Source organism: Aquabacterium sp. (assembly GCF_034003525.1).
Taxonomy (GTDB): domain Bacteria; phylum Pseudomonadota; class Gammaproteobacteria; order Burkholderiales; family Burkholderiaceae_C; genus Aquabacterium.
In genome coordinates this window covers 37,679-60,852 of the sequence record NZ_JAVEYN010000008.1, presented here as the reverse complement: position 1 = coordinate 60,852, position 23,174 = coordinate 37,679, and the positions used below count along the sequence as shown (strand labels likewise).

The 23,174-nt window shown below is 65.9% G+C and carries 20 protein-coding genes; 14 read left to right on the top strand and 6 right to left on the bottom strand.

All coding sequences use genetic code 11. From position 1 onward, the window contains the following. Positions 1-3 precede the first annotated feature (3 nt). The 4 genes from RBT42_RS06775 (at position 4) to RBT42_RS06760 (ending at position 2,793) form a co-directional block, all read left to right on the top strand. Positions 4-795, top strand: a complete 792-nt coding sequence (locus tag RBT42_RS06775) for a peptidylprolyl isomerase (RefSeq protein ID WP_320363512.1) — start codon at positions 4-6, stop codon at positions 793-795. A 4-nt stretch (positions 796-799) separates the two neighbouring features. Beyond that, positions 800-1,501 (top strand): carbonic anhydrase, encoded by a 702-nt coding sequence (locus RBT42_RS06770; RefSeq protein ID WP_320363420.1) that lies wholly within the window; start codon positions 800-802, stop codon positions 1,499-1,501. Between the two features lie 171 nt (positions 1,502-1,672). Further along, the gene (locus RBT42_RS06765) at positions 1,673-2,368 is read left to right on the top strand and encodes a Crp/Fnr family transcriptional regulator (RefSeq protein WP_320363419.1); all 696 of its coding nucleotides are present in this window, start codon (positions 1,673-1,675) and stop codon (positions 2,366-2,368) included. A gap of 164 nt (positions 2,369-2,532) precedes the next feature. After that, positions 2,533-2,793, top strand: a complete 261-nt coding sequence (locus RBT42_RS06760; protein ID WP_320363416.1) for a hypothetical protein — start codon at positions 2,533-2,535, stop codon at positions 2,791-2,793. A 12-nt stretch (positions 2,794-2,805) separates the two neighbouring features. Here the strand turns inward: RBT42_RS06760 and RBT42_RS06755 are convergent, their stop codons facing one another. Next, entirely contained in the window at positions 2,806-4,374 is a 1,569-nt protein-coding gene (locus RBT42_RS06755) for a methyl-accepting chemotaxis protein (protein ID WP_320363414.1), read from the bottom strand. Between the two features lie 12 nt (positions 4,375-4,386). Next, positions 4,387-4,839 (bottom strand): putative zinc-binding protein, encoded by a 453-nt coding sequence (locus RBT42_RS06750; protein ID WP_320363412.1) that lies wholly within the window; start codon positions 4,837-4,839, stop codon positions 4,387-4,389. A 314-nt stretch (positions 4,840-5,153) separates the two neighbouring features. Between RBT42_RS06750 and ubiU the strand changes: the two genes are divergently transcribed. The 8 genes from ubiU (at position 5,154) to RBT42_RS06710 (ending at position 15,537) form a co-directional block, all read left to right on the top strand. Next, positions 5,154-6,167: a ubiquinone anaerobic biosynthesis protein UbiU gene (gene ubiU / locus RBT42_RS06745; RefSeq protein ID WP_320363410.1), complete on the top strand. Its 1,014-nt coding sequence runs from the start codon at positions 5,154-5,156 to the stop codon at positions 6,165-6,167. Positions 6,168-6,179: 12 nt separating this feature from the next. Then, positions 6,180-7,082, top strand: a complete 903-nt coding sequence (locus RBT42_RS06740; protein ID WP_320363408.1) for a U32 family peptidase — start codon at positions 6,180-6,182, stop codon at positions 7,080-7,082. Further along, positions 7,079-7,504 (top strand): ubiquinone anaerobic biosynthesis accessory factor UbiT, encoded by a 426-nt coding sequence (gene ubiT / locus RBT42_RS06735; protein WP_320363406.1) that lies wholly within the window; start codon positions 7,079-7,081, stop codon positions 7,502-7,504. Before RBT42_RS06740 ends, ubiT begins: the two co-directional genes overlap by 4 nt. Continuing rightward, a complete protein-coding gene (locus RBT42_RS06730; protein WP_320363404.1) occupies positions 7,494-8,843 on the top strand; it encodes an NnrS family protein in 1,350 nt (449 codons plus the stop codon). Before ubiT ends, RBT42_RS06730 begins: the two co-directional genes overlap by 11 nt. 198 nt (positions 8,844-9,041) lie before the next feature. After that, positions 9,042-10,052, top strand: a complete 1,011-nt coding sequence (locus RBT42_RS06725; RefSeq protein ID WP_320363402.1) for an HlyD family secretion protein — start codon at positions 9,042-9,044, stop codon at positions 10,050-10,052. Between the two features lie 7 nt (positions 10,053-10,059). Beyond that, the gene (gene rbbA, locus RBT42_RS06720) at positions 10,060-12,801 is read left to right on the top strand and encodes a ribosome-associated ATPase/putative transporter RbbA (RefSeq protein ID WP_320363400.1); all 2,742 of its coding nucleotides are present in this window, start codon (positions 10,060-10,062) and stop codon (positions 12,799-12,801) included. A gap of 1 nt (position 12,802) precedes the next feature. Then, entirely contained in the window at positions 12,803-13,927 is a 1,125-nt protein-coding gene (locus RBT42_RS06715; RefSeq protein ID WP_320363398.1) for an ABC transporter permease, read from the top strand. A 29-nt stretch (positions 13,928-13,956) separates the two neighbouring features. Next, positions 13,957-15,537, top strand: a complete 1,581-nt coding sequence (locus tag RBT42_RS06710) for a TolC family protein (protein WP_320363396.1) — start codon at positions 13,957-13,959, stop codon at positions 15,535-15,537. 9 nt (positions 15,538-15,546) lie between these two features. On the opposite strand, the gene RBT42_RS06705 is transcribed toward RBT42_RS06710, so the two are convergent. The 4 genes from RBT42_RS06705 to RBT42_RS06690 form a co-directional block, all read right to left on the bottom strand. Then, the gene (locus RBT42_RS06705) at positions 15,547-15,951 is read right to left on the bottom strand and encodes a ribonucleotide reductase subunit alpha (RefSeq protein WP_320363394.1); all 405 of its coding nucleotides are present in this window, start codon (positions 15,949-15,951) and stop codon (positions 15,547-15,549) included. Positions 15,952-16,039: 88 nt separating this feature from the next. Further along, positions 16,040-17,917 (bottom strand): aminopeptidase P family protein, encoded by a 1,878-nt coding sequence (locus RBT42_RS06700; protein ID WP_320363392.1) that lies wholly within the window; start codon positions 17,915-17,917, stop codon positions 16,040-16,042. Between the two features lie 151 nt (positions 17,918-18,068). Then, a complete protein-coding gene (locus tag RBT42_RS06695) occupies positions 18,069-19,505 on the bottom strand; it encodes an NAD(P)/FAD-dependent oxidoreductase (RefSeq protein ID WP_320363390.1) in 1,437 nt (478 codons plus the stop codon). Positions 19,506-19,711: 206 nt separating this feature from the next. After that, positions 19,712-20,977: a GNAT family N-acetyltransferase gene (locus RBT42_RS06690; protein WP_320363388.1), complete on the bottom strand. Its 1,266-nt coding sequence runs from the start codon at positions 20,975-20,977 to the stop codon at positions 19,712-19,714. On the opposite strand from RBT42_RS06690, the gene RBT42_RS06685 reads away from it, so the two are divergent. Together RBT42_RS06685 and RBT42_RS06680 are read left to right on the top strand one after the other, a co-directional pair. Beyond that, on the top strand, positions 20,976-22,685 hold the full coding sequence (locus RBT42_RS06685) for an NAD+ synthase (protein ID WP_320363385.1): 1,710 nt from the start codon (positions 20,976-20,978) through the stop codon (positions 22,683-22,685). The two genes, RBT42_RS06690 and RBT42_RS06685, sit on opposite strands and share 2 nt — an antisense overlap. A 142-nt stretch (positions 22,686-22,827) precedes the next feature. Next, a complete protein-coding gene (locus tag RBT42_RS06680; RefSeq protein WP_300155166.1) occupies positions 22,828-23,166 on the top strand; it encodes a P-II family nitrogen regulator in 339 nt (112 codons plus the stop codon). The last annotated feature ends 8 nt before the right edge of the window (positions 23,167-23,174 follow it).

Sequence of the window (23,174 nt, the reverse complement as noted above, 5' to 3'; positions counted from 1 at the left end):
ATGATGAGCGTGAATCTGTCCACCGCAGGGGCGCGCCCCCTGCGCGTCGGTGACGTGCTGCTGGCCGATGACATCGCCAGCCTGACAGAAACCGAGTGTCGCCAGCGCGCCAGCCTGGAGTTGTTACGCCAGGCGGCCATCGACGCCGGTCTGCTCTCCGCCGACGATCCACAGCCAGTCGATGGGGTGATGTCCGAGGCGGCTGCCGAGGCCATCGACCTGTGGCTGGCGCAAAACCTGCGCGTGCCCGACCCCGATGAGGCCTCCTGCCGCCGGCATTACGCCGCCCATCCGTCGAAGTACGCGCTGGGTGAGCGTGTGCAGGCGCGCCACATCCTGTTTGCGGTCACGCCCGGTGTGGACGTGCAGGCGCTGCGCCAGCGTGCCGAGCAGGCCTTGCTGGACGTGCGTGCCGAGCCGCGTCGCTTTGCCGAGGTCGCCCGTGACCTGTCCAACTGCCCCAGCTCCACGCAGGGCGGTGATCTGGGCTGGTTGCGTGCCGAGGACTGTGCCCCGGAGTTCGCCCGCGAACTGTTCGCTCAGGACGAGGGTACGGCCAACGTGGGCGTTTTGCCCCGCCTGGTGCACAGCCGCTTTGGCCTGCACGTGGTCGAGGTGCTGCAGCGTGACCCCGGTCAGATGCAGCCTTTCGAAGTCGTGCAAGAAGCGGTGGCCCAGTCCCTGCGTCAGCAGGTGTGGGTGACGGCCTTGCGCCAGGCCATGCAGCTGCTGGCCGGTCGATGGGAGGTCCACGGCGTGGATCTGGACGCTGCTGACTCACCTCTGCTGCAGTAAACCCATGGATGACGAACTGCTCAAGCGGATCCGCCGCTTCAGAACGGACTACTTTCCCCAGTATCAGGGGCAGTTCAAGGCGTTGGTTGAGCAGGGGCAACACCCCACGATCCTGTTCGTGGGGTGTTCCGACTCCCGCCTCTTGCCCTACATGCTGACGGGGGCTGGCCCGGGTGAGCTGTTTCTCGTGCGCAATGTGGGTGCGCTGGTGCCGCCCTACAACGGCCTGCACGGCCTGCATGGCACGGCAGCAGCCATCGAATACGCGGTGCTCAACCTGCACGTGAGCCACATCGTGGTGTGCGGGCACTCGCACTGCGGCGCCGTGAAGGCGCTCTACGAAGAAGTGTCCCCGGAAGCCAAGAACCTCAATGCCTGGCTGGACCTGGCGCGCGAGGCCACCTTGCCTGTGCAAGTGTCGGAGGAGGCTTTGCGACGCACCGAGCAGCGCTCAGTGGTGCTGCAGCTTGAGCGATTGATGGACTACCCGATGGTGCGCCAGCGGGTGGAGAAACGCCAGATCGCCCTGCATGGCTGGCATTACGTCATCGAAGAGGGCGAGGTCCACGTCTTTGATGTCAAGTCGGGCAAGTTCGTCCCGGCCTCGGACGCGGAGCACAGTGGTACCGGGCCCTATCACGACATGGACGTCGACAGCAGTTCGATCTTCAACGAGGTCGACGCGTCCTGGTATCCACCTTGCTGACGCTCTGGTGCTCGCTAGAGTTTCCCCGGACCCTCTGAAGGGTGTATGTCATTCGGACGAGGGGGAAACCTGGGGGTCCTCCCTGAGGCGCGCTTTGCGCAGCATCAAATCCACACCTCTGACTTATACCCAAAATCCACCTCAGTTCACAGGATTTTGAAGGGATCCATCATGGTTTCACGTCGCTTGGATGTGGTGTCCTACCTGGGCAGCCAGGTATTGTTTCAGAACATGTCCGAGGCGGAGCTGCAGCGCATCGCCGCCGCATCGTGTGTTCGGCGCGTTCAGCGGGGTACCGAAATCTTCGCGGCTGGTGATGCATGCGAGGACCTGTATCTCGTCGTGGACGGGCTGGTGAAGCTCTATGCGAAGGGCCCCAATGGCCAGGAGAAGGTCATTGAGGTGGTGGGTGAGGGTGGCTGCGTGACCGAGGCGCTGCTGTTCAATGACCAGCCGCACAGCGTCAATGCCAGCGCCCTGGTCGACGTGCAGATGGTCGAGGTGCCCAAGGACGTGCTGATGAGCGAACTGAACCGCAACCCGGCGATGGCCTTGCGCTTCATCACCGACCTGTCTCGCCGCTTTGCGGGCCTGGTCCGTGACATTGAAGCCTTGACCTTGCACTCGGGCATCAAACGGGTGGTGGACTACCTGGTGCACTCGCCCGATGTGGGCCAGGTGCCTGCTTCACAGCGCGATGCCACGGTGTCCTTGCCGGCCAGCAAAGGCACGATCGCGTCGCTGCTGTCCGTCACACCCGAGCATTTCTCGCGCATCCTCCACGAACTGCAGGCCAACGGCCTGATCGCCGTGAACCGCCGGCAGATCCACATTCCGGATGTACAAAGGTTGGCGTGCTACGGGTAAGCGCATCGACCTGCCTCTGAAGGCATCGCGAACAGAGCCGCCAAGCTGGGTGCTTGGCGGCTTTTTCACTGGGTCAGCTGTGGGCAGACCTTGTGTCTCAGGCTTGAAACGAATGCGTCCTAGAATCGGACACGGTTGTACTCGACACGTTCAACGGAGCCCCCATGCTTTCAGAAGACAAAAAACAGGAGTTCATTGGCGCGCTCACGCAGAAGATCCGTGCCAATGGCCGGTCTGAAGCGTGCCCGATGTGCGGCAATGAGAAGTTCCTGATGGTCGATGCCTGCCTGGTCAATGTGCTGCAACCCGACGTCAAGAGCGTGACCCTGACCGGTGCCTCCATCCCCACGCTGGCCATCATTTGCGACAACTGTGGCTACCTGAGCCAGCACGCCGTGGGCGCGCTGGGGGTGTCGCCAACCTGAGGCCGGCTCCGCTCAGGCGAGCGCCAGGGGGCGCTCTTGCCGCAGTTTGAAGACGTCCACTGTTTGCACCAGCGCGGTGGACTGGCTCTGCAGTGACTGGGCGGCCGCGGCGGCTTCTTCGACCAGGGCGGCATTGCCCTGAGTCACCTGATCCATCTGGCCCATGGCCTGGTTGATCTGCTGGATGCCCGCTGATTGCTCTTCGCTGGCGCGGGAGAGGGCGTCCATGATGTGCGCCACTTCGCTCACGCTGGTGACAACGTCCTGCATGGTGCGCCCGGCTTGTTCGACCAGACGGCAGCCTTGCTGCACATCGCCGACCGACGATTCGATCAGCTTCTTGATCTCCTTGGCCGCATCGGCGGAGCGTCCGGCCAGACTGCGCACTTCGTTGGCGACCACGGCAAAGCCACGCCCCTGCTCACCGGCACGCGCCGCTTCCACGGCAGCGTTGAGCGCCAACAGATTGGTCTGGAAGGCGATGCCATCGATCACGCTGATGATGTCGGCGATCTGGCTGGACGAGGCACTGATGGCCTCCATGGTGTGCACCACATCGTTGACCACCTTGCCGCCGCGGCCTGCGACCTCGGCCGCGCTGGAGGCGACATCGTTGGCGTGACGCCCGTTGTCCAGATTTTGCTGGACGGTGGCGGTCAGTTGCTCGAGCGACGCGGCCACCTGTTGCAGCGAGCTGGCTTGCTCTTCGGTGCGTTGCGACAGGTCGAGGTTGCCCATGGCGATCTGGCTGGTGGCCGTGGAGATGGTCTCCGAGCCCTGACGCACGTTGTCCACGATGTCGACCAGGCTGTTGTTCATGGTTTGCAAGGCGGTGAGCAACTGACCCATCTCGTCGTGCGACTGGATGTCGACGTGGCCGGTGAGATCGCCCTGCGCCACTTTCTGGGCCAGGTTGACCGCTTGTGCAATGGGGCGCTGGATGGAGCGGGAGATCCGGTAGGCGGTCAGCGTGCCGACGATCAAGGCGGCGCCAGTCAGGCTCAGGATCAGGATCAAGGAGGTGTCGATGGCGGCCTGAGCGGCCTGGCTGCGCTCGCTCATCAGCCGGCTTTGCAACTGGGTGAGGGCGCTGATGGGCGCTTGCAGGGCATCGATGGCCGGCAAGGTGTCCTCGTTCATGGCGCGGATGGCGTCTTCATGCTGGCCGTCCGCAAGCAGTTGGCGCACGCGGTTGAAGGAGGCCACGAAGGCGGTCCGGCGAGCCTTGATCTCCTGCATCAGAGCCTTGGCCTCAGGCAGATACACCAATTCGTCCAGCGTCTGCATGGCTTCGTCGATGCTGCTCTTGTTGTCATTGATGGACTGGTTGAGCTGGGCGCGACGCTGCGGGTCATCGGTCAGCAGCAAGGCCATGGTGTGGCGTGCATTGGTGCGGGTGGTGGCATCCACGAAGGCGGCGGCCTCCGATTTGCGCCATTCCACCTCGATGATCTGCTTGTTGTTGTCGCTGATGCGCTGGAACTGCAGGCCCGCGATGATGGCGGCCATGCCGAGCATGAGCAGCAGCAGGCCGAAGCCGAGGGCCAGTCTCTGGCCAATGCTGAGTTGAAGGCGTTTCACAGTGGTTTCCTTTCAGTGCCGGTCTGCCTCGGCGGGCGAGGTGGTGCCAGCCGGTGGGCGCGTCTGGCGCGCTGCGTACTGGGTGTTCAGGGTGAGCACCTGCTCCCTCAACTCGGACAGCAAGGCATGCGCCTGGTCTTCGTCAAAGTCGGTGCGGTAGACCTTCTTGACCCCCCGATGCGCCAGCTGGATGTGCACGGTGGGGCTGAGGTCGTGCTGGGCCAAGGAGGCCTTGACGCAGGAGAGGGCGCAGCCGTCGATCGCGACGATGGGGCGGCCGTGTTGCGCGGCTTCCTGGGCCGTGCGGACCAGCTTGGGCACACGCCCACCCACGCCGGCAATGCACGACATCTCGGCGCTGCCTTCTCGGTCCAGTCGCACGGCCAGGTGGTTGGCGAGCTGGGCGGCGCTGGAGCAGCCTGAACAGGCATACACCAGAGAGAGTTGTTCGTGTTCGCGAGCCATGGCGCTGTCCCAGTGAGGATGGGTGGGGTAAACGATAGGTGTACGGATGATGGGCCTGCGCCGCGCTTTTGGGGAGGGGTGGGCGCGACAAAGCGGCCCGTTCTTGTTGTGCATCAAAACTGGCTGATTGGACGATGTGCTAAGACGCCATCGTTCTTTGGAACGATGGCGAGGCGTGGCTGAGGTCCTCCCGTTGGCTGGCTTTGCGTCATCTCAAAGCCCTGAGTCGGTGTCGTCACCAGAATCCGCTCGGTGGATCGATTCAGGGTTTGCCCGTGGGGCGACGCGTTCCGGTCCGAGATGAAAGGCTGGAGATGAATGCCACGCGGGTCCCGGAACTGGTGTGTCCGGCAGGGTCACTCCGCTCGTTGCAACTGGCGGTGGACGCTGGTGCCGATGCGGTCTACATGGGTTTGAAGGACGCGACCAATGCGCGAAACTTCGCGGGGCTGAACTTCGATCAGAAGCAGGCGCGACAGGGCGTGCAGTACGCCCGTGACCGCGGGCGCCATGTGCTGATGGCCCTGAACACCTATGCCCAGGCCGAGCAGCCGCAGCGCTGGTTCGATGCGGTGGACATGGCGGCCGACATCGGGGTCCACGCCCTGATCCTGGCCGACCCGGGGGTGATGGCGTACGCGCGGCGGGTGCACCCCGAACTGCGCTTGCACCTGTCGGTACAGGCCTCCGCCACGAATTACGAGGCCATCGAGTTCTACCGTGAGCGCTATGGCATCCAGCGCGCGGTGTTGCCGCGCGTGCTGACGCTGTCGCAGGTGGCGCACCTGATTCGCAACACGAAGGTCGAGATTGAGGTGTTCGGCTTTGGCAGCTTGTGCGTGATGGTGGAAGGGCGCTGTGCGCTGTCTTCCTACGCCACCGGCCAGTCGCCCAACAACGCAGGCGTGTGTTCGCCGCCATCGGCGGTGCGCTGGGACCAGTGCGGCGACCGGGTGGATGCGCGCCTGGGCGGCATCCTCATCGACCGCTTCGAGCCCGATGAGCCGCGCGGCTATCCGACGCTGTGCAAGGGACGCTTCGATGTGGACGGCACGGTGGACTACGCCATCGAGGAGCCGACCAGTTTGAACACCCTGGCCATCCTGCCCGAGCTGATGCAGGCGGGCGTGTCGGCGATCAAGATCGAAGGGCGCCAGCGCAGTGCGGCCTATGTGGAGCAGGTGACGCGCACCTGGCGGCAGGCCATTGATGCGTGCAAGGCGCAGCCTGAGCGTTACTCGGTGCAGCCCGCCTGGACGACCGCTCTGGGCCGCTTGGCCGAGGGGCAGCAGCACACCTTGGGCGCCTTCTCGCGCCCGTGGCAATGAGGCGAGAGAACAATGAGCATGTTCCAACTGAGTGTGGGGCCGGTGCAGTATTACTGGTCCCGAGATACCTTGACGGCGTTCTACGCCGAAGTGGCCGATTCGTCGGCGCACACGGTATGCCTGGGCGAGGTGGTGTGTTCGCGTCGGCACGAGATGAAGCCGGAAGACTGGCTGGCCTTGGCGCGTGAGCTGAATGCCGCGGGCAAGGAAGTGGTGATCGGCACCCAGGCCCTGCTGGAAACCGAAGCCGAGCTGCGCAGCCTGCGCCGCTGGGTGGAGCAGGGCGACTTCATGCTGGAAGCCAATGACACGGCGGCCGTGCGCCTGCTGGCGGGGCACACGCCCTGGGTGATCGGCCTGCATGTGAACGTGTACAGCGCCCCGTCTTTGGCCGAGTACGCGGCCCTGGGTGCCACGCGCTGGGTCGCGCCAGTGGAGATGTCTTTGCCCGACGTGGGCAAGGTCTGTCCGCCCGGCTCGGCGGTGCAAAGCGAGGTGTTTGCCTTCGGGCGCATGCCGCTGGCCCTGTCGGCGCGGTGCTTCACGGCGCGTCACCATCATCTGCAGAAGGACCACTGCGAGTTCCGCTGCATGGACGACCCCGATGGCCTGGCCCTGCGCACGCGCGAAGGGCAGGACTTCCTCACGCTCAATGGCATCCAGACCCAGTCGGGCACGGTGCAGTGCCTGTTGGGCGAGCGCGAGGCCTTGCAGGCTGCCGGTGTGCAGCGCTTGCGCCTGTCGCCCACCTCGCAGGACTTTGCCGAGGTGCTGCGCCAGTTCGATGCCGTGATGAACCACGGCGCTCCCAGCACTGAGGCGATCGAGGTGATTCGCTCGCTGCGCATGCCGGGTCCTTTGTCCAATGGGTACGCCCGGCCCCAGCGCCCGGGCATGGTGTGGATCAACTCATGAAACAGCTTTTGCGTGAAGTCGTGCGGTGCCTGCCGGTATGGCCGCCTTCCATGGTGATGGCGCAGGCGCTCAACCGCCTGTGGTGGCCGCTGGTGGACGAGACCACCCAGGCCGAACTTTCCGGTCGTGTGGTGGAGCTGGTGGTGGACGATCTGGGCATCACCTGCCGTTTGCAGGCGGGCCCGCGCGGCCTGTCACCGGCATCTGCCGGCCAGCCTGTGGCGCTGCGTCTGAAGGCCACCGCTCAGGTCTATTGGCGACTGCTGCAAGGGCAGGATGATCCGGATACGCTGTTCTTCGATCGGAGGATGGTCATGGAGGGGGACACGGAGTATGGTCTCCTCCTCAAGAACACGTTGGACGCCGTGGGCCCACCTCGTTGGCCTTTTGCAGGGCGCCCGAACACGCACCATGCCCGCTGACAAGCCGAATCGCCCCGTCATTCCTCTCAAAGCCCAGGCGGCTGCACCTTCGACCCCGACACCCGCGCAAGCTCGTGCGCAGGCAAAGCTGCACCCTGCGCCGTGGCGCTGGGCCTTGCTGCTGCATGCGCCACACCGTCTGGCGTTTGCCAGCGCGGTGGCTGTGATGACCCTGGCCAGCTTGTGGTGGTGGCTGGTGATGGCCGGGCGGGGTACCGGGGCCTTTCACATGGCCATGGTGGTGCCCGAGACCTTTGTGCACGCGCTTTTGATGAGCTTTGGCTTCATGCCCTTGTTCTTCACGGGTTTTCTGTTCACGGCCGGTCCCAAGTGGTTGCGGATGCCGGAGGTGAGTGCGCGGCAGGTGCTGCTGGGCGTGCTGACCATGGTCATAGGCTGGGTGGGGCTGTTGGTGGGCGCTTATGTGCACCACCGTCTGGCCGCGTTGAGTGTGGGGGTGGCCACCTTGGGCTGGGCGATGCTGTCGGGCCGCTTTGTGGGCATGGTGCAGCGCAGTCCGGCACCGGATCGCCTGCATGCCAGCTTGATTGCCGCCGCCAGCGTGGTCGGCCTGTTGTGCCTGATGGCCGCTGCCGTGGGCCTGTCTACTCAGGCTTATCTGATGGTGCGCGTGGCCGCGCTGCTGGGCTTGTGGCTCTTCATCGTGCCGGTGTATGTGGTGGTGGCTCACCGCATGATTCCGTTCTTCTCGGCCTCGGCCTCGGCCGTGCCCAGCCTGGACGCCTGGCGTCCCAACTGGCTGCTGTGGACCATGTTGGGCATGGTCGTGCTGCAAGGCGGCTGGGTGTGGGCGGAGGCACGCAGCCTGGCGATGCCTTCCAGGCTGTGGATGCTGCGCTTTGGCACGGCCCTGGTCTCGGGCGTGCTGATTCTGGCGCTGGCGGTGCGCTGGGGGCTGTGGCGTAGCCTGCGCAACCGCTTGTTGGCCATGCTGCATCTGGGCTTCGTCTGGCTGGGTGTGGCCTTCTGCCTCGACGCCTTCACCGTGTGGATGCGCGCCCAGGGCGTGGACATCCCGACCTTGCTGCCCCTTCACGCTTTGACCATGGGCTTCCTGGGCAGTGTGCTGCTGGCCATGGTTACCCGCGTGAGTTGCGGACACAGTGGGCGTGTGCTGGCGGCCGACAGCATGGCGTGGGGCCTGTTCTGGAGTCTGCAACTGGCAACGCTGACCCGGCTGGCAGCCACGCTCTGGCCCGCGCACGCCAGCACCCTGTTGCTGGCTGCCGCCTCGTTGTGGCTGCTCACCCTGGGCGCTTGGAGCGCCCGCCATTGGCGCTGGTATGGGCAACCGCGGGTGGATGGCCGACCCGGTTGATTCAAGGTTCAAGGCGCCCACCCGGGCGCCTTTTGTTTTGGATCGGGCAAACCCTGGGGTGCATGGGATGCCTGTCTGACAGCGGGTATGCGTGTGCGACAAGCCCCATGAATTCGCAGGACGGCATCTGATCTACTTCAATGTCCGAGCATTTTGCTGGGTCGATCATGACCTGAACGAACCAGCAAAGTGACGATCATGAAGTTCTCCCTCCATCCCTATCGCGGTTTCATCCTGGGCGCTGTGGTGTCCGCGTTGACGGTGTCTGGCGCCTGGGCCACCTGGGGCGCCTTGCGCTCCGAGGAGGCGGCCCCGAAGATCGTCTCAGGCAACGGCCGGCTGGATGTGCAACGCATCGAGGTCGCCACCAAGTTCCCGGGCCAGGTGCAAAGCATCGCCGTGCACGAGGGGGACATGGTCAAGGTGGGCGACATGATCGCGCAAATGGACACCACCGACCTGCAACGCCAGCTCGATGGGGTGGTGGCCATGCGCCAGCGTGCAACCCAGGCCATGGCCCGCGCGCAAGGCGAGGTGCGCGTGCAAAGCCTCAAGGCCAAGGTGGCGCAGATGGACTATGACAACGCCGTGCGGATGCGCGACGACACGCTCATCTCCGAATCCGAGCTCAAGAAGCGCCAGGCCCAGCGTGACGGCGAATCCAGCGGGGTCAGCATTGCCACCGCCGCCTTGGGGGAGGCAAGGGCTGCCCAGGCCGAAGCCGAGGCCGGCATCGAGCGCCTGAAAAACGCCATCGCCGACCACACCCTCAAGGCCCCGGTGGGGGGGCGCATCGAATACCGTGTGGTCGAGCCCGGTTCCGTCATCCCGGCCGGGGGGCGTGTGGCCACGCTGGTGGACACCTCGCAGGTCCACATGACCATCTTCTTGCCCACCAAGGTCGCCGGCCAGGTCCGCGTGGGAGACGAGGCGCGCATCGTGCTGGACGCCGCACCCGATCTGCGCCTGCCAGCCAAGGTCAGCTTCGTCTCGGCCGATGCCCAGTTCACGCCCAAGCACGTCGAGACCGCCAGCGAGCGCGAAAAGCTGAGCTTCCGCGTGAAGCTGTCGTTGTCGCCCGAGGTGGCCTTGGCCCATGCGGGCCTGCTCAAAGGAGGCCTGACCGGCAACGGCTTCGTGCGCCTGAGCGAGCCGCCCGCCCGCACCGAGAGCAAGACCGCCGACGCCCGCACCGCCAGCGCCTGGTGAGCCGCTCATGCAGTCCGCGATCATCGTCGAGTCGGTGAGCCATGCTTACGACGGCAAACCGGCGCTGGATCAGGTCAGCCTCACGCTGCCCCTGGGCAAGACCGTCGGCCTGGTGGGGCCGGACGGGGTGGGCAAGTCCACCTTGCTGGCGCTCATGGCCGGCGTCAAGAAGTTGCAGTCCGGTAGGCTGATCGTGTTGGATGGCGATGTGGCCGATGCCGCCTTTCGCCGTGAGTTGGCACCCCGGGTGGCCTACATGCCGCAGGGCCTGGGCCGCAACCTCTACCGCTCGCTCTCTGTCTACGACAACATCGACTTCTCGGCGCGCCTCTTCGGGGTGCCGTCGGCCGAGCGTGACGCACGCATCCAGCGCCTGATGCGCGCCACCGCACTCGACCCCTTCCATGCCCGTCCGGCTGGCAAGCTCTCGGGCGGCATGAAGCAGAAGGTCTCGCTGTGCGCGGCCCTCGTGCACAACCCCGATCTGCTCATTCTCGACGAGCCCACCACGGGCGTGGACCCCTTGTCGCGCCGGCAGTTCTGGGCACTGGTCGAGAGCCTGCGCACCGAGCGCCCGCACATGACCGTGCTGGTCGCCACCGCCTACATGGAAGAGGCCGAGCGTTTCGACCACCTCGTGGCCATGGACGAGGGTCGCGTGCTGGTGTGCGCACCCACCATCGGCGTGCTGGAGCAGACCCGATCGGCCAGCCTGGAAGAGGCCTACATCAAGCTCTCCCGCAAGGGCGACACCGCGCCGCTGCTGATCCCGCCTCTGCCACCACACGACGGACCACCCGCGATGGAGGCCGAAGGCCTGACCCGTCGCTTTGGCGACTTCGTGGCCGCCCGCGACGTGAGCTTCTGCATCCCGCGCGGTGAGATCTTCGGCTTCCTGGGCTCCAACGGCTGTGGCAAGACCACGACCATGAAGATGCTCACCGGCCTGCTCGACATCACCGAGGGCTCGGCGCGCCTGCTCGGCAAGCCGGTGGACGCGTCGGACCTGCGCACCCGCCTGCACATCGGCTACATGTCGCAGCTCTTCTCGCTGTACGAAGAGCTGTCCGTGCGCCAGAACCTGCAGCTCCACGCTCGCCTGTACCGCATGGACCCGGCCACCGCCGACCAGGCCATCGAGGACTCGCTCGACACTTTCGAGCTGCGCCCCTACGCCGAGACCATGCCGGGCAGCCTGTCGCTGGGCATCCGCCAGCGCCTGCAACTGGCCGCTGCCTGCCTGCACAAGCCCGAGGTGCTGATCCTCGACGAGCCCACCTCCGGCGTGGACCCGGCCGCGCGAGACATGTTCTGGCGCCACATGATCCGCCTCTCGCGTGAGGAGGGCGTCACGCTTTTCGTCTCCACCCACTTCATGAACGAGGCCCAGCGCTGCGACCGCATCTCGCTGATGCACCGCGGCCGCGTGCTGGCCGTGGGCAAGCCCGACGACCTGTGCGTCGAGCGTGGCTGTGAAACCCTGGAGCAGGCCTTCATCGACTACCTGGAAGCCGACCAGGAGGCCGAGCACCTGCCGCACACCCCCATCGAGCACGACCCACTGGATGCGCCCCTGACCTCACCGGCATCGGCCAGCAAACCGCCGTCGGCCGCCGCCCTGTGGTTCAGTCGCATGTGGGCCTTTGCCCAGCGCGAGGCCATGGAGCTGCGCCACGACAGCATCCGCCTGGCCTTCGCCATCATCGGCCCCATCATCGTCTTGTGCGCCGCCACCTGGGGCCTGAGCTTCGACGTGGAAGACATCCGCTTCTCGGTGCTCGACCGCGACCAGAGCACCGACAGCCGCCGCTTCGTCGAGCACTTCGCCGGCTCGCCCCACTTTGTCGAACAAGCTCCCCTGAGCGACACCCAGGAGATCGATGCCCAGTTGCGTTCCTCCCAGTCCTGGCTGGTGATCGACGTGCCGCCTGGTTTCGGCCGTGACCTGATCGGCCAGCGACAACCCGAAGTCGGTTTCTATGTGGACGGCGGCAGCCTCGTGCGCGCAGCCCACACCGTCAACTCGATCAAGGCGGTGGCCATCGAGCACGCCGTGCAACTGGCCCGGTCCACGCCCGGCGCCGAGACCCCCACGGTGCCGATCACCGTCGCCCCTCGCATGGCCTACAACCCCTCGTATCAGAGCATTTTCGTGTTCGGCCCCAGCAACCTGATGCTGGCCTTGACGCTGATCCCGGCCATGCTCACCGCCCTGGGCGTGGTGCGCGAAAAGGAAATGGGCACCATGGTCAACCTCTACGCCTCACCCGGCGCCATCAGCGAGTTCCTGGTCGGCAAGCAGCTGCCCTATGTGGCCCTGACCCTGCTGAGCTACCTCACGCTGGTGGCCGTGCTCATCTGGGGCCTGGGTGTGCCGCTCAAGGGCAGCTTCCTGGCGCTCACGCTGGGCGCCACGGCCTACGCCTTCGCCATCACCGCCATGGGCCTGCTGATCTCGGCCTTCGTGCAAACGCAGGTGGCGGCGCAGTTCCTCACCGCCATCCTGTGCGTGATCATCACCACCAACTTCGCGGGCGTGCTCAGCCCCGTCTCCACGCTCGACGGTGTCAACTTCTACATCGCCCAGGGCTTCCCCGCCTCGTGGTTTCAGAAGGTGAGCCTGGGCGTATTCACCAAGAACTGGCAGCTGCAGTGGCAGACCCTGGGCGTGGCCTGCGTGGTGATGATGGGCTTTGCGGTGGCCTACCTGAGCGCGGCGCGCCTGTTCGTGCGCAAGCAGGAGCGTTGACATGATCTGGTTCCTCAACGTCTTCCACCTCAGTCTCAAAGAGCTGCGCTGCGTGCTGCGCGACCGCACCATGATGGGCGCCATCCTCATCTCCTTCACGGTCGCCGTCTACGTGGTCGCCGTGGGCGCCAAGGCCGACGTCACCCACGTCACCATCGGCATCATCGACCACGACCAGTCCGGCCTGTCTCAGCGCATCCGCGCGGCCTTGCAGCCCCCCATGTTCCAGACGCCGGTGGACCTCACGCCCACCACCGCACAAGCCGCCATGGACGAGGGCCGCTACCTCTTCATACTCGACATCCCACGGCAGTTCGAGGCCGACATCCACGGCCAGCGCCCCACCACCGTGCAACTCACCGTGGACGCCACCGCCATGGCCCAGGCCCAGCTCGGCATCGCCTACATCACCGAAATCGTGCTGCGCCAAACCCTCAGCGAGTTCAAGGTCGACAGTCTGGACAAGCGTCTGCCCACCCGGCAGGTCGTGCACGTGCTCTACAACCCCAACACCACCACCAGCTGGTTCACCTCGGTCATGCAACTCATCAACAACGTGACCGTGCTGTCGGTGGTGCTCGTGGGCGCAGCGGTCATCCGCGAGCGCGAGCGCGGCACCATCGAACACCTGCTGGTCATGCCGGTGCGCCCCAGCGAAATCGCCGTGGCCAAGATCGCTGCCAACGGCCTGGTGATCCTGCTGGCCGTGGCAGTCTCGGTGCTCGCCATCATCGAAGGCGTGCTGGGTGTGCCCATCGAAGGCTCGGTGGGCCTGTTCCTGCTGGGCACCGGGCTCTACCTGTTCTCGCTGACCGCGCTCGGCATCTTGCTGGCCACGGTGGCGGCGTCCATGCCGCAGTTCGGCTTGCTGGCCGTGCCCGTCTTCGTGGTCATGTACATGCTCTCGGGCTCGGCCACGCCCTTCGAGAACATGCCGATGTGGTTGCAGCACCTGATGCAGCTCTCGCCCTCCACCCACTACGTCCAGCTCACCCAGGGCATCTTGTACCGGGCTGCTGGGGTGGACATCGTCTGGCCCCAGATGCTGGCCGTGGGTGGCATCGGCATCGCTTTCCTGGCGCTGGCGCTGATGCGCTTTCGCTCCATGCTCGCCCGTCAGGGCTGACCCTCTCTCTTGATTGATCGGAGTGACACATGCGCGCCAATCGCCGCCTGGTGAACCGCCCCACCTCCCGTCCCACGGCCCTGCGCCTGCTGGTGGCCGCCACCGCGACCTTGCTAGCCTCGGCCTGCACCACCGTGGAGGTGGACATGCCGCCACTGGCGGTGCAGGTGCCGGGACAATTCGACTCCGTGGACCCGGCCACGGCCCAGGCCAGTGCCGACGTCGCCCAGTGGTGGAAGCAACTCGATGACCCGGTCTTGAGCGGCTACATCGAAGAAGGCCTGCGCCAGAACGTGGATGTGCGCATCGCGTTGGCCCGCATCAAGGAGGCGCGGGCCTTCCACGGCATGGCCGAGTCGGCCTACTACCCCACGGTGGAGCTGGCGGCCGGGGCAGGGCGCTCGCGCGAGAGCGGGGCCATGCCCACCCAGTTTGGCAATACAAGCATCCCGGGCTGGCCGGGCAACATCCCCATCCCACTGCCAGGCAATGTCACTCCGTCCTTGCCGCAGAACGTCAGCATGCCCCAGGGCAACACCCACGCGGTCGGGCTGGCCGCCACCTGGGAGGTGGACATCTTCGGCGCCCGCCACGCCGATGCCGAAATGGTCCACCAGCTCATCCTGGGCGCACACGAGCAGCAACACGGCGCCCAGCTCATGGTCGCCGCCGACATCGCCACCCGCTACTTCGAGGCGCGCGGCGTGGAAAAGCGCCTGCGTCTGGTCGACCGCGCCATCTACGTCGCCGAGCGCGGCGTCAAGTACGCCCGCGGGCGCTTCCAGTCTGGCCAAACCGAGGCTGCCGACGTCGCCCGCGCCGAGATGCACCTGCGCGACGCCCAATCCAAGGTCGAACCGCTGAAGGCACTGCTCGCCAGCCACCTGCGCCGCATCGCCGTGCTCATGGGCCAGCCGCCGCAAAGTCTGACCGAACTGCCACCGCTGCCCCCCGGCGCCCAACGACCGCCCAGCTTGCCCAAGGTCTTGCCCGGTGATGTGCTGGCGCGCCGCCCCGATGTGCGCGGCGTCGAGCGCAAGGTGCGCTCGCAGGTGGCCAAGGTGGGCTCGGCGCGCGCCGAGCTCTTCCCCAAGTTCTACATCGGCCTGGGCGCCTCGGCGGGTCGCGCCCATCCGGACGACATCGAGGGCTACAACTTCGGCACCCAATCCCTCGGCGTCGGCCTGCGCCTGCCCATCTTCACCGCGGGCCGCATCCGCGCCAACATCGCGGCCAATGAGGCCCAGCTCGAAGGCGTCGCCCTCGAATATGAAAAGACCGTGCTGGGCGCGCTGGAAGACGTCGAAAACGCCTACACCGCCCACCGCGCCTTCACGTCACGCGTGGCCTACCTGACGCAGACCGCCGACCTGGCGCACCAGTTCGCACGCGAGCGCATGGCGCACTTCGGCGCCGGACAGGCCTTGCTGCAGGCCGCGCTGGAAGCCCAGGCCGACGCGCTCAAACGCGAAGATGAAGCCCTGCTGGCCGAGATCGAGCTCAACACCCACACGGTGCTGCTCTACAAGGCGCTGGGTGGTGGATGGTCGCCCGACCCGGCGCCCAAGTCCGAGCCGATCCCGGTCGCGCAATGGCTGGCAACCGAGTGAGGCGTTGCCTCAGTTCAATCGGATGGCGTCGCCATCCAGGTTGAACGGGATGAAGTTGTCGATCTGACCCACCTTGATCGCATCGACCATGCCTTGCAGGTGCTGCTGGGCATCCTCGCTCGACGGCGCACGCGGACCGATGCCCGACATGCCCGCCACGAACACCACGGCCCAGTCATGGCCGAACTGTTCGGCCTCGCTCACCAGCTTGTCGAAGCTGCCGATCTCGTCCGGCGTCTTGTCCACGCACATCAAGGGCGTCAGCTCACCCCCGTGTCCGGCTTCAAAGGCGGCCTGCTGTTCAGGCGTGGCGTCGTCGGGCAGACCGGCGCCCGCAAACACCAGCAGCAGGCGCTGGGCATCGGGTTGCTGACGGGCGGCTTCCAGCAGGTCGTTGAAATGCGAAATGTTCATGGTGTCCAGGAGAAATGCGGTTCTGTCCGCAGTCTAGCGAGACACCGTCCTTTGGCCTATCGGTCAGATGAACGAGGGCGGTGGGCGATCACAGCGGCTCGGTGCGCCGTTGCAGCCAGGCCAGCGCGTCACCACTCACCAGCGGGCTCAGGCGGCGGCGCACCTCAGCGTGGTAATCATTCAGCCACTGCACCTCGTCGTCGCGCAGCAGACTGCGGTCGATGCAGCGCGTGTCGATCGGGCACAGGCTCAGCGTCTCGAATGCCAGATAGCGGCCATATTCCGGCGTGCCCGGCTCGGCATCCGGCACGGCAGGCGTCACCGGCACATTCAGCACCAGGTTTTCGATGCGGATACCCCATTGCCCGGGTCGATACAGCCCCGGCTCGATGGAGGTGATCATGCCCGGCAGCATCGCCATGTCCGGCACCGGCACCGCTTTGGAGATCGACTGCGGGCCTTCGTGCACGTTCAAAAAGTAACCCACGCCGTGGCCGGTGCCGTGGCCAAAGTCCAGCCCTTCGGCCCACAGTGGCGCGCGCGCCACAGCATCCAGCATCGGCGCCAAGGTACCCTGCGGAAAACGCATCCGCGACAGGCCCAGCGTACCCTTGAGCACCAGCGTGTAGTCGCGCTTTTGCGCCGCCGTCGGCATGCCAATCGCCCACACCCGGGTGATGTCCGTCGTGCCGCCCAGGTACTGCGCACCGGAGTCGATCAACAACAGCCCCTCGGCCGTCAACCCGGCCTGCGTGCTCAACACCGCATAGGCCTCGGGCGTGGCCCGGTAATGGGGCAGGGCGCCGTTCGCATTGAAGCCCGCAATGGTCGGGAAGCTCAGCGACACATAGCCCGGCTGCTTCGCCCGCTCGGCCGTCATGCGCTCGTCAATCGTCAACTCGCTCACATGCTCGCGGCCCAGTGCCTGCTCCAGCCAGGCGTAAAACGCGCACATGGCGGCGCCATCACGCTCCATCGCTTCGCGGATGAACACGGCTTCCGCATCCGTCTTGCGCGACTTCGACAAGGTGCTCGGGTTGGTCGCCTCCACCACCTTCACGCCCGTGGGCACCGCCTCACGCAGCCCCCAGGTCACGCGCTTGGGGTCCATCCACATCACGCTGTCCGCAGGCAGGGCCGCCAAAGTGGGCAGTGCATCGGCATAGGGACGGACGATCACGCCGTCTTTCGCCAGCTTGGCGGCCAGGGCCGCATCCACCTTGCCTTCGCCCACGAACAGGCTCACCTCGTCCAGCGTCACCAGGGCGTGGCCCAGGAACACCGGGTTGTATTCCACATCGGCGCCTCGCAGGTTCAGCAACCAGGCCAGGTCATCCAGCGTGGCAATCCAGTGGTGGGTGGCGCCCTGGGCGCGCATCTGTTCGCGCACCCCGGCCAGCTTGTCGGCGCGCGCCGTGGCGGCATGGGGCAGGGCGTGTTCGTACACCCGTGCCGTGGGCAGTCCGGGGCGGTCAGGCCAGATGCCATCCAGCACATCCACCTGGGTGAACAGCTGCCAGCCGGCGGCGCCCAGCGCGTCGCGCAGTTGCTGGGTTTGCGCCAGGCCCATCACCGCGCCGTCCACGGCCAGGGTGGGTTGCGCGGAACCGTTCGTGCCGGCGGCCTCACCCAAAGCCTTCAACCAGCTCACATAGGCGGGCGTCGCCGCGCCTTCCAGCTTCACCAGGGCCACCCCGCTGCCAGCCAGTTCTGCCTCGGCCTGTTCCCAATAGCGGCTGTCGGTGAACACCGCAGCCTGCGTAGCCGACACCAACAGCGTGCCCGACGAACCCGTGAAGCCGCTCAGCCACACCCGGCCTTGCCACCTTTCCGGCAGGTACTCCGACAGATGCGGGTCGCTGCTGGGCACCAGCACCGCCTGCCAGTTCTGCTGCGCCATGCGTGCGCGCAAGGCTTGCAGACGAGGGGCGATGGAGGCAGGGGAGGCGGCAGAGGAGTCAGTCACGGCGAACAGGCCAACCGGTCAGGCGGCATCAAGGCATAAAACCCGATGTTGCCACGACCCGCACAGCGATCTCGCAGGCCACGCCAGCAACCCCACCTCGCACGCAGCCAAAGCCGCTCACCCGTGGGGGCTGCGCGGCATGCATCCGTTGTTAGTCGGGCTTGTCCACCCGCACGATGCGGGTGTTGGGCTCCAGCGCATGCGGGTCGGGGAACACGCGGGCATGGCGCTGCGAGGTGAAGTAGGCCCAGGCCCAATCCATCATCACCACGGTGCGGTTGCGGAACCCGATCAGGAAGTACACGTGCACGAACAGCCAGAACAGCCAGGCCGCAAAGCCGCTGAAGCGGATTTGCTTCTTGGTGAACGGGATGTCGAGCATCGCCACCGCCGCGCGCTTGCCAATCGTCGCCATCGAACCATAGTCGAAATAGCGGAAGGCCTGGGCATCCAACCCCTTGAGCTTGCGCATGATGTTGAACGCCGCCTTGCGCCCCATCTGCTTGGCACCCGGGCTCACGCCGGGTACGGGCGTCGGGTTGTCCGGATCCAGATAGCTCTTGGCCGAGGCCAGATCACCCACCACATAGATGTTCGGGTGGCCCGGAATGGTCAGATCAGGCTGCACGACCACGCGACCTGCGCGGTCCAGTTCGCAGCCCGTGCTCTTGGCCAAGGCCTTGCCCAGCGGCGAAGCGGCCACGCCCGCTGCCCAGATCACCGTGCGTGAGGGCAGGAAGTGCGACACCGCGCGGCTGCTGCCGTCCGCCTGCTTCTCCATCACGTCGTAATGGATGCCGAAGGCGGTGATGTTGGTCACCTTGGCGCCCGGCAACACCTCGGCGCCCAGCATCTCCAACTGTTCCTTGGCGCGCTGCGACAGGTCTTCCGTGAAGGTGCCCAGCACCCGTGGCGCCCCCTCCAGCAAGATCACGCGTGCCATGCGCGAGTCAATGCGGCGGAACTCGGCACTCAAGGTCTGCTGAGCAATCTCGGCCAGCGTGCCGGCCATTTCCACGCCCGTGGGGCCCGCGCCCACCACGGCAAAAGTCAGCCAGGGCTCGCGCTTGACCGGATCGGTCTCGCGCTCGGCCTGCTCGAAAGCCGTCAGCACCCGGCGGCGGATGCTGAACGCATCGCCCAGGGTCTTGAGGCCGGGCGCGTACTTGGCCCAGTCATCACGCCCAAAGTAGCTGTGGGTGGCGCCAGCGGCCAGAATCAGGTGATCAAAGTGGATGTGCTCCCCGCCATCCAGCACCACGCAGCTTGATGCCGTGTCGATCGAGGTCACTTCGCCCATCAGCACCGTCAGGTTGCCCTTGGCAATCTGCTTGCGCAGGATGTGGCGGATCGGGCCGGCAATCGCGGGCGCCGGCAGGCCGGCCGTGGCCACTTGGTACAGCAGAGGCTGGAACAAATGGTGGTTGGTCCGGTCGATGACCACGATTTCCACGTCGGCGTCCGACAACGCCTTGGCGGCCTCCAGTCCACCAAAGCCGCAACCAATGATGACGACACGCGGTTTGCCAGCCTGGGTGACAAAGGTGCCTGACGCGGTGACGGTGGAGGGGGAAGCGGTAGAGGCCATGCGAGCGGGGAGGAGGCGGAGAAAAGTCAGCGTTTATACCAGGGTCGAGCCTCTTGTGACTCTGATGCGCGAAATTGGCGCACCCCTGTAACACGGGGGTAACTGCTGGCATCACCCCGTCTCGTGCGGTCAGCTGTTGTTTTGTGAGTCGAACTTGTCAAAGTCTTGTCAATCTCAAGTGGGCGCCTCGCTTCCCACGCACCCGTTCATGGCAGTTCCTGCTCTTCTCCGGCGCGCGACTCAAATTTGAAGGGCGCGCGCGCGTCCAGGTGCTCCCGGTACTGGTCCACCCCTTGCGCCTCGCGGGCCAGAAAGCGCGCCACGGCGTCGCGTAAACCGGGGTGGGCCAGCCAATGCACCGAATGGGTCGCCACGGGCAACAGCCCCCGCGCCAGCTTGTGCTCGCCCTGGGCGCCACCCTCAAAGCGCTGATAGCCCTGGGCAATGCACCAGGCCAGCGGCTGGTAGTAGCACGCCTCGAAGTGCAGACACGGCACCTGCGCCACCGCGCCCCAGTAGCGCCCATAGGCCACGCGACGCGCCGGGTCCACCGCCAGCAGCGCGCTCGCAATCGGCGCCCCCTCACGCAGAGCCGTGAACAACACCCAGTTGGCTGGCAAAGCCTCGGCCACCCGCGCCCAGAAATCCCGGCTCAGATATGGCTGCTGCCCCCGCTCCAGATACGTTTGCGCATAGCAGCGGTAAAAGAAGTCCCTGTCTGACGGGCGGATCTCGCCGCCTTGGCGCACCTCGAAGCTCACGCCCGCCTCGCGCACCTTGCGCCGCTCCTGCTGGATCTTCTTGCGTTTCTCGCGCTGCAGGCTCGCCAGGAAGTCCTCAAAATCGACATAAGGGGTGCCCGACCGGTTCTCCCAGTGGAACTGCACGCCGTGGCGCCGCAGCCACCCGGCCTGCTCGGCCAATTCCGCCTCGCGCTCCGACACAAACAAGGCGTGGGCCGACGACCAGCCCTGCGCCACGCAGCGCGCCTCCATGGCGTCCAGCAACTGCCGACGCAGCTCATCTTGGGCTTCGGCTGGCAAACTTGTCTGCACCAGCAAGCGCTGCCCTGGAATGGGCGAAAACGGCACCGCACTCAGCAGTTTGGGGAAGTAGTGCACCCCTTGTGAGGCCAAGGCCCGGTCATGGGCATCGGCCCACGCCCAGTCAAACACATACTCCCCGTAGGAGTGCTCCTTCACAAACAAGGGGCAGGCCGCCAGCAACTGGCCAACGTCATCCTGCACCGTCAGAAACAAGGGATGCCAGCCGGTGTCCGGGCAGGCGCTGCCACTGTCCACCATGGCCCGCAAAAACGCCAGGTGCAAAAACGGGCTGCCGCCATCCACACCAGCGGCCAACGCATCCCACTGCGCCGGGTCGATCTCTGACAGGTCGGTGTGCCAATGCACGTTCAGGCCCGCTACCATGCTCACCTGCGCATCTGCGCTGTCCGTTTGAATGCTGCTCATGAATCCTGTGTCGTCTCCGGCCGCCCCAGCCTCTGCGCTGTCCGTGGCCTTGCTGCAATTCAACCCTGTCGTCGGTGACCTCCAGGGAAACGCCCGCGCCATCATCGACGCGGCCCGCCAAGCGTACGCCGAAGGCGCGCGCCTCGTCGTCACGCCCGAAATGGCCCTGTGCGGCTATCCCCCGGAAGACCTGCTGCTGCGCCCGGCCTTCATGCAGGCCTGTGACGACACAACCTCCCACATCGCCCGCAGCTTGGCCGACCTGCCCGACCTGCACCTCGTCCTCGGTCACCCCCTGCAAGCCCTGGGTGATGACGTCCGAACCCGCTCCTGGTCCGTGCCCCGTCGTCTCAACGCGGCCAGCCTGATCCGCGGCGGCCAGATCGTCGCCAGCTACGCCAAGCGCGAACTGCCCAACTATCAGGTGTTCGACGAGCGCCGCTACTTCATCAGCGGCCGCGAAGCCGGCCTGGGCCCTGTCGTGGTCGATGTGCTCGGCTGGCGCGTGGCCTTGCTGGTGTGCGAAGACGCCTGGTTCGATGAGCCTGCCGAGTCGGCGCTGGCCCAAGGCGCACAAGCGCTGGTGGTCCTCAACGCCTCGCCCTTCCACGTCGCCAAGCGCGCCGAGCGCGAAGCCCGCATGGGCGCGTTTGCCCGCAAGCTGGGCCTGCCCCTGGTCTACGCCCACATGGTCGGTGGCCAAGACGAAGTGGTGTTCGACGGCGCATCCTTTGCCGTCAACGCCCAAGGTGAGGTCGGTGCCCGCGCGCCCAGCTTCGCAGTGGCCACGCTGCCCGTCACCCTGCAGCCCGGCGGCGCCGTCAGCGGCCCCGTCGCCGCGCCCCTGTCCGAAGAAGCCGAAATCTGGGCCGCCCTGGTCTGCGGCGTGCGCGACTACATCGGCAAGAATGGTTTTCCGGGCGCCATCATCGGCCTCTCGGGCGGCATCGACTCCGCGCTGGTGCTCGCCATCGCCGTGGACGCCCTGGGCGCTGACAAAGTGCGCACCGTGATGATGCCGTCGCCTTACACCGCCGACATCTCCTGGATCGACGCCCGTGACATGGCCGACCGCCTGGGCGTGCGCCATGACGAAATCGCCATCGCCCCGGAGTTTGAGGCCTTCAAAACCTCCCTGGCTCCGCTGTTTGTGGGCCGCGCCGAAGACACCACCGAAGAGAACATCCAGGCCCGCATCCGCGGCACCCTGCTGATGGCCCTGTCTAACAAGACCGGCGCCCTGGTGTTGACCACCGGCAACAAGAGCGAGATGGCCACCGGCTACTGCACGCTCTATGGCGACATGGCCGGCGGTTTCGCCGTCATCAAGGACGTGGTCAAGACCCTGGTGTACCGCCTGTCGTGGTGGCGCAATGCCCAGGCAGCCGCTGCCGGCCAGGTCGAGCCCATTCCTGAGCGCATCATCACCCGCCCGCCCTCGGCCGAACTGCGCCCCGACCAGACCGACCAGGACAGCCTGCCCGAGTACGACGTGCTCGACGCCATCCTGGAGCGCTACATGGAGCAGGACCAGTCCATCGAGGAGATCGTGGCCGCCGGGTTCGAGCATGCCGACGTCGACAAGGTCACCCGCTTGCTCAAGATCAACGAGTACAAACGTCGCCAAGCGGCCGTGGGCATCCGCATCACCCACCGCGCCTTTGGCCGTGACTGGCGTTACCCGATCACGTCCCGCTTCCGCGCCTGATGTGCGCTGACGCTGTGGTTTTGCGTGCGCAGTGGGTGACGGATCGGTGACAGCCGTGCTTAAATAACCGCATTGCGCTGCAACATGGCGTCGGCCATCGTCCCATTTTTTGCTGACCTACCCGGAGTACCCCATCATGTCCATGAAACAGATTACCGCCGTCATCAAGCCCTTCAAGCTCGAAGAGGTGCGCGAAGGCCTGGCTGAAGTCGGGGTCACCGGTCTGACCGTCACCGAGGTCAAGGGCTTTGGCCGCCAGAAGGGACACACCGAGCTCTATCGTGGCGCCGAGTACGTGGTCGACTTCCTGCCCAAGGTCAAGATCGAAGTCGTGGTCAAGGGCGACGACGTCGAGCGCTGCATCGAAGCCATCATCAAGGCCGCCAAGACCGGCAAGATTGGTGACGGCAAGATCTTCGTCACACCGGTGGAGCAGGTGGTGCGCATCCGCACCGGCGAAACCGACGAATCTGCCGTCTGATCACGTCA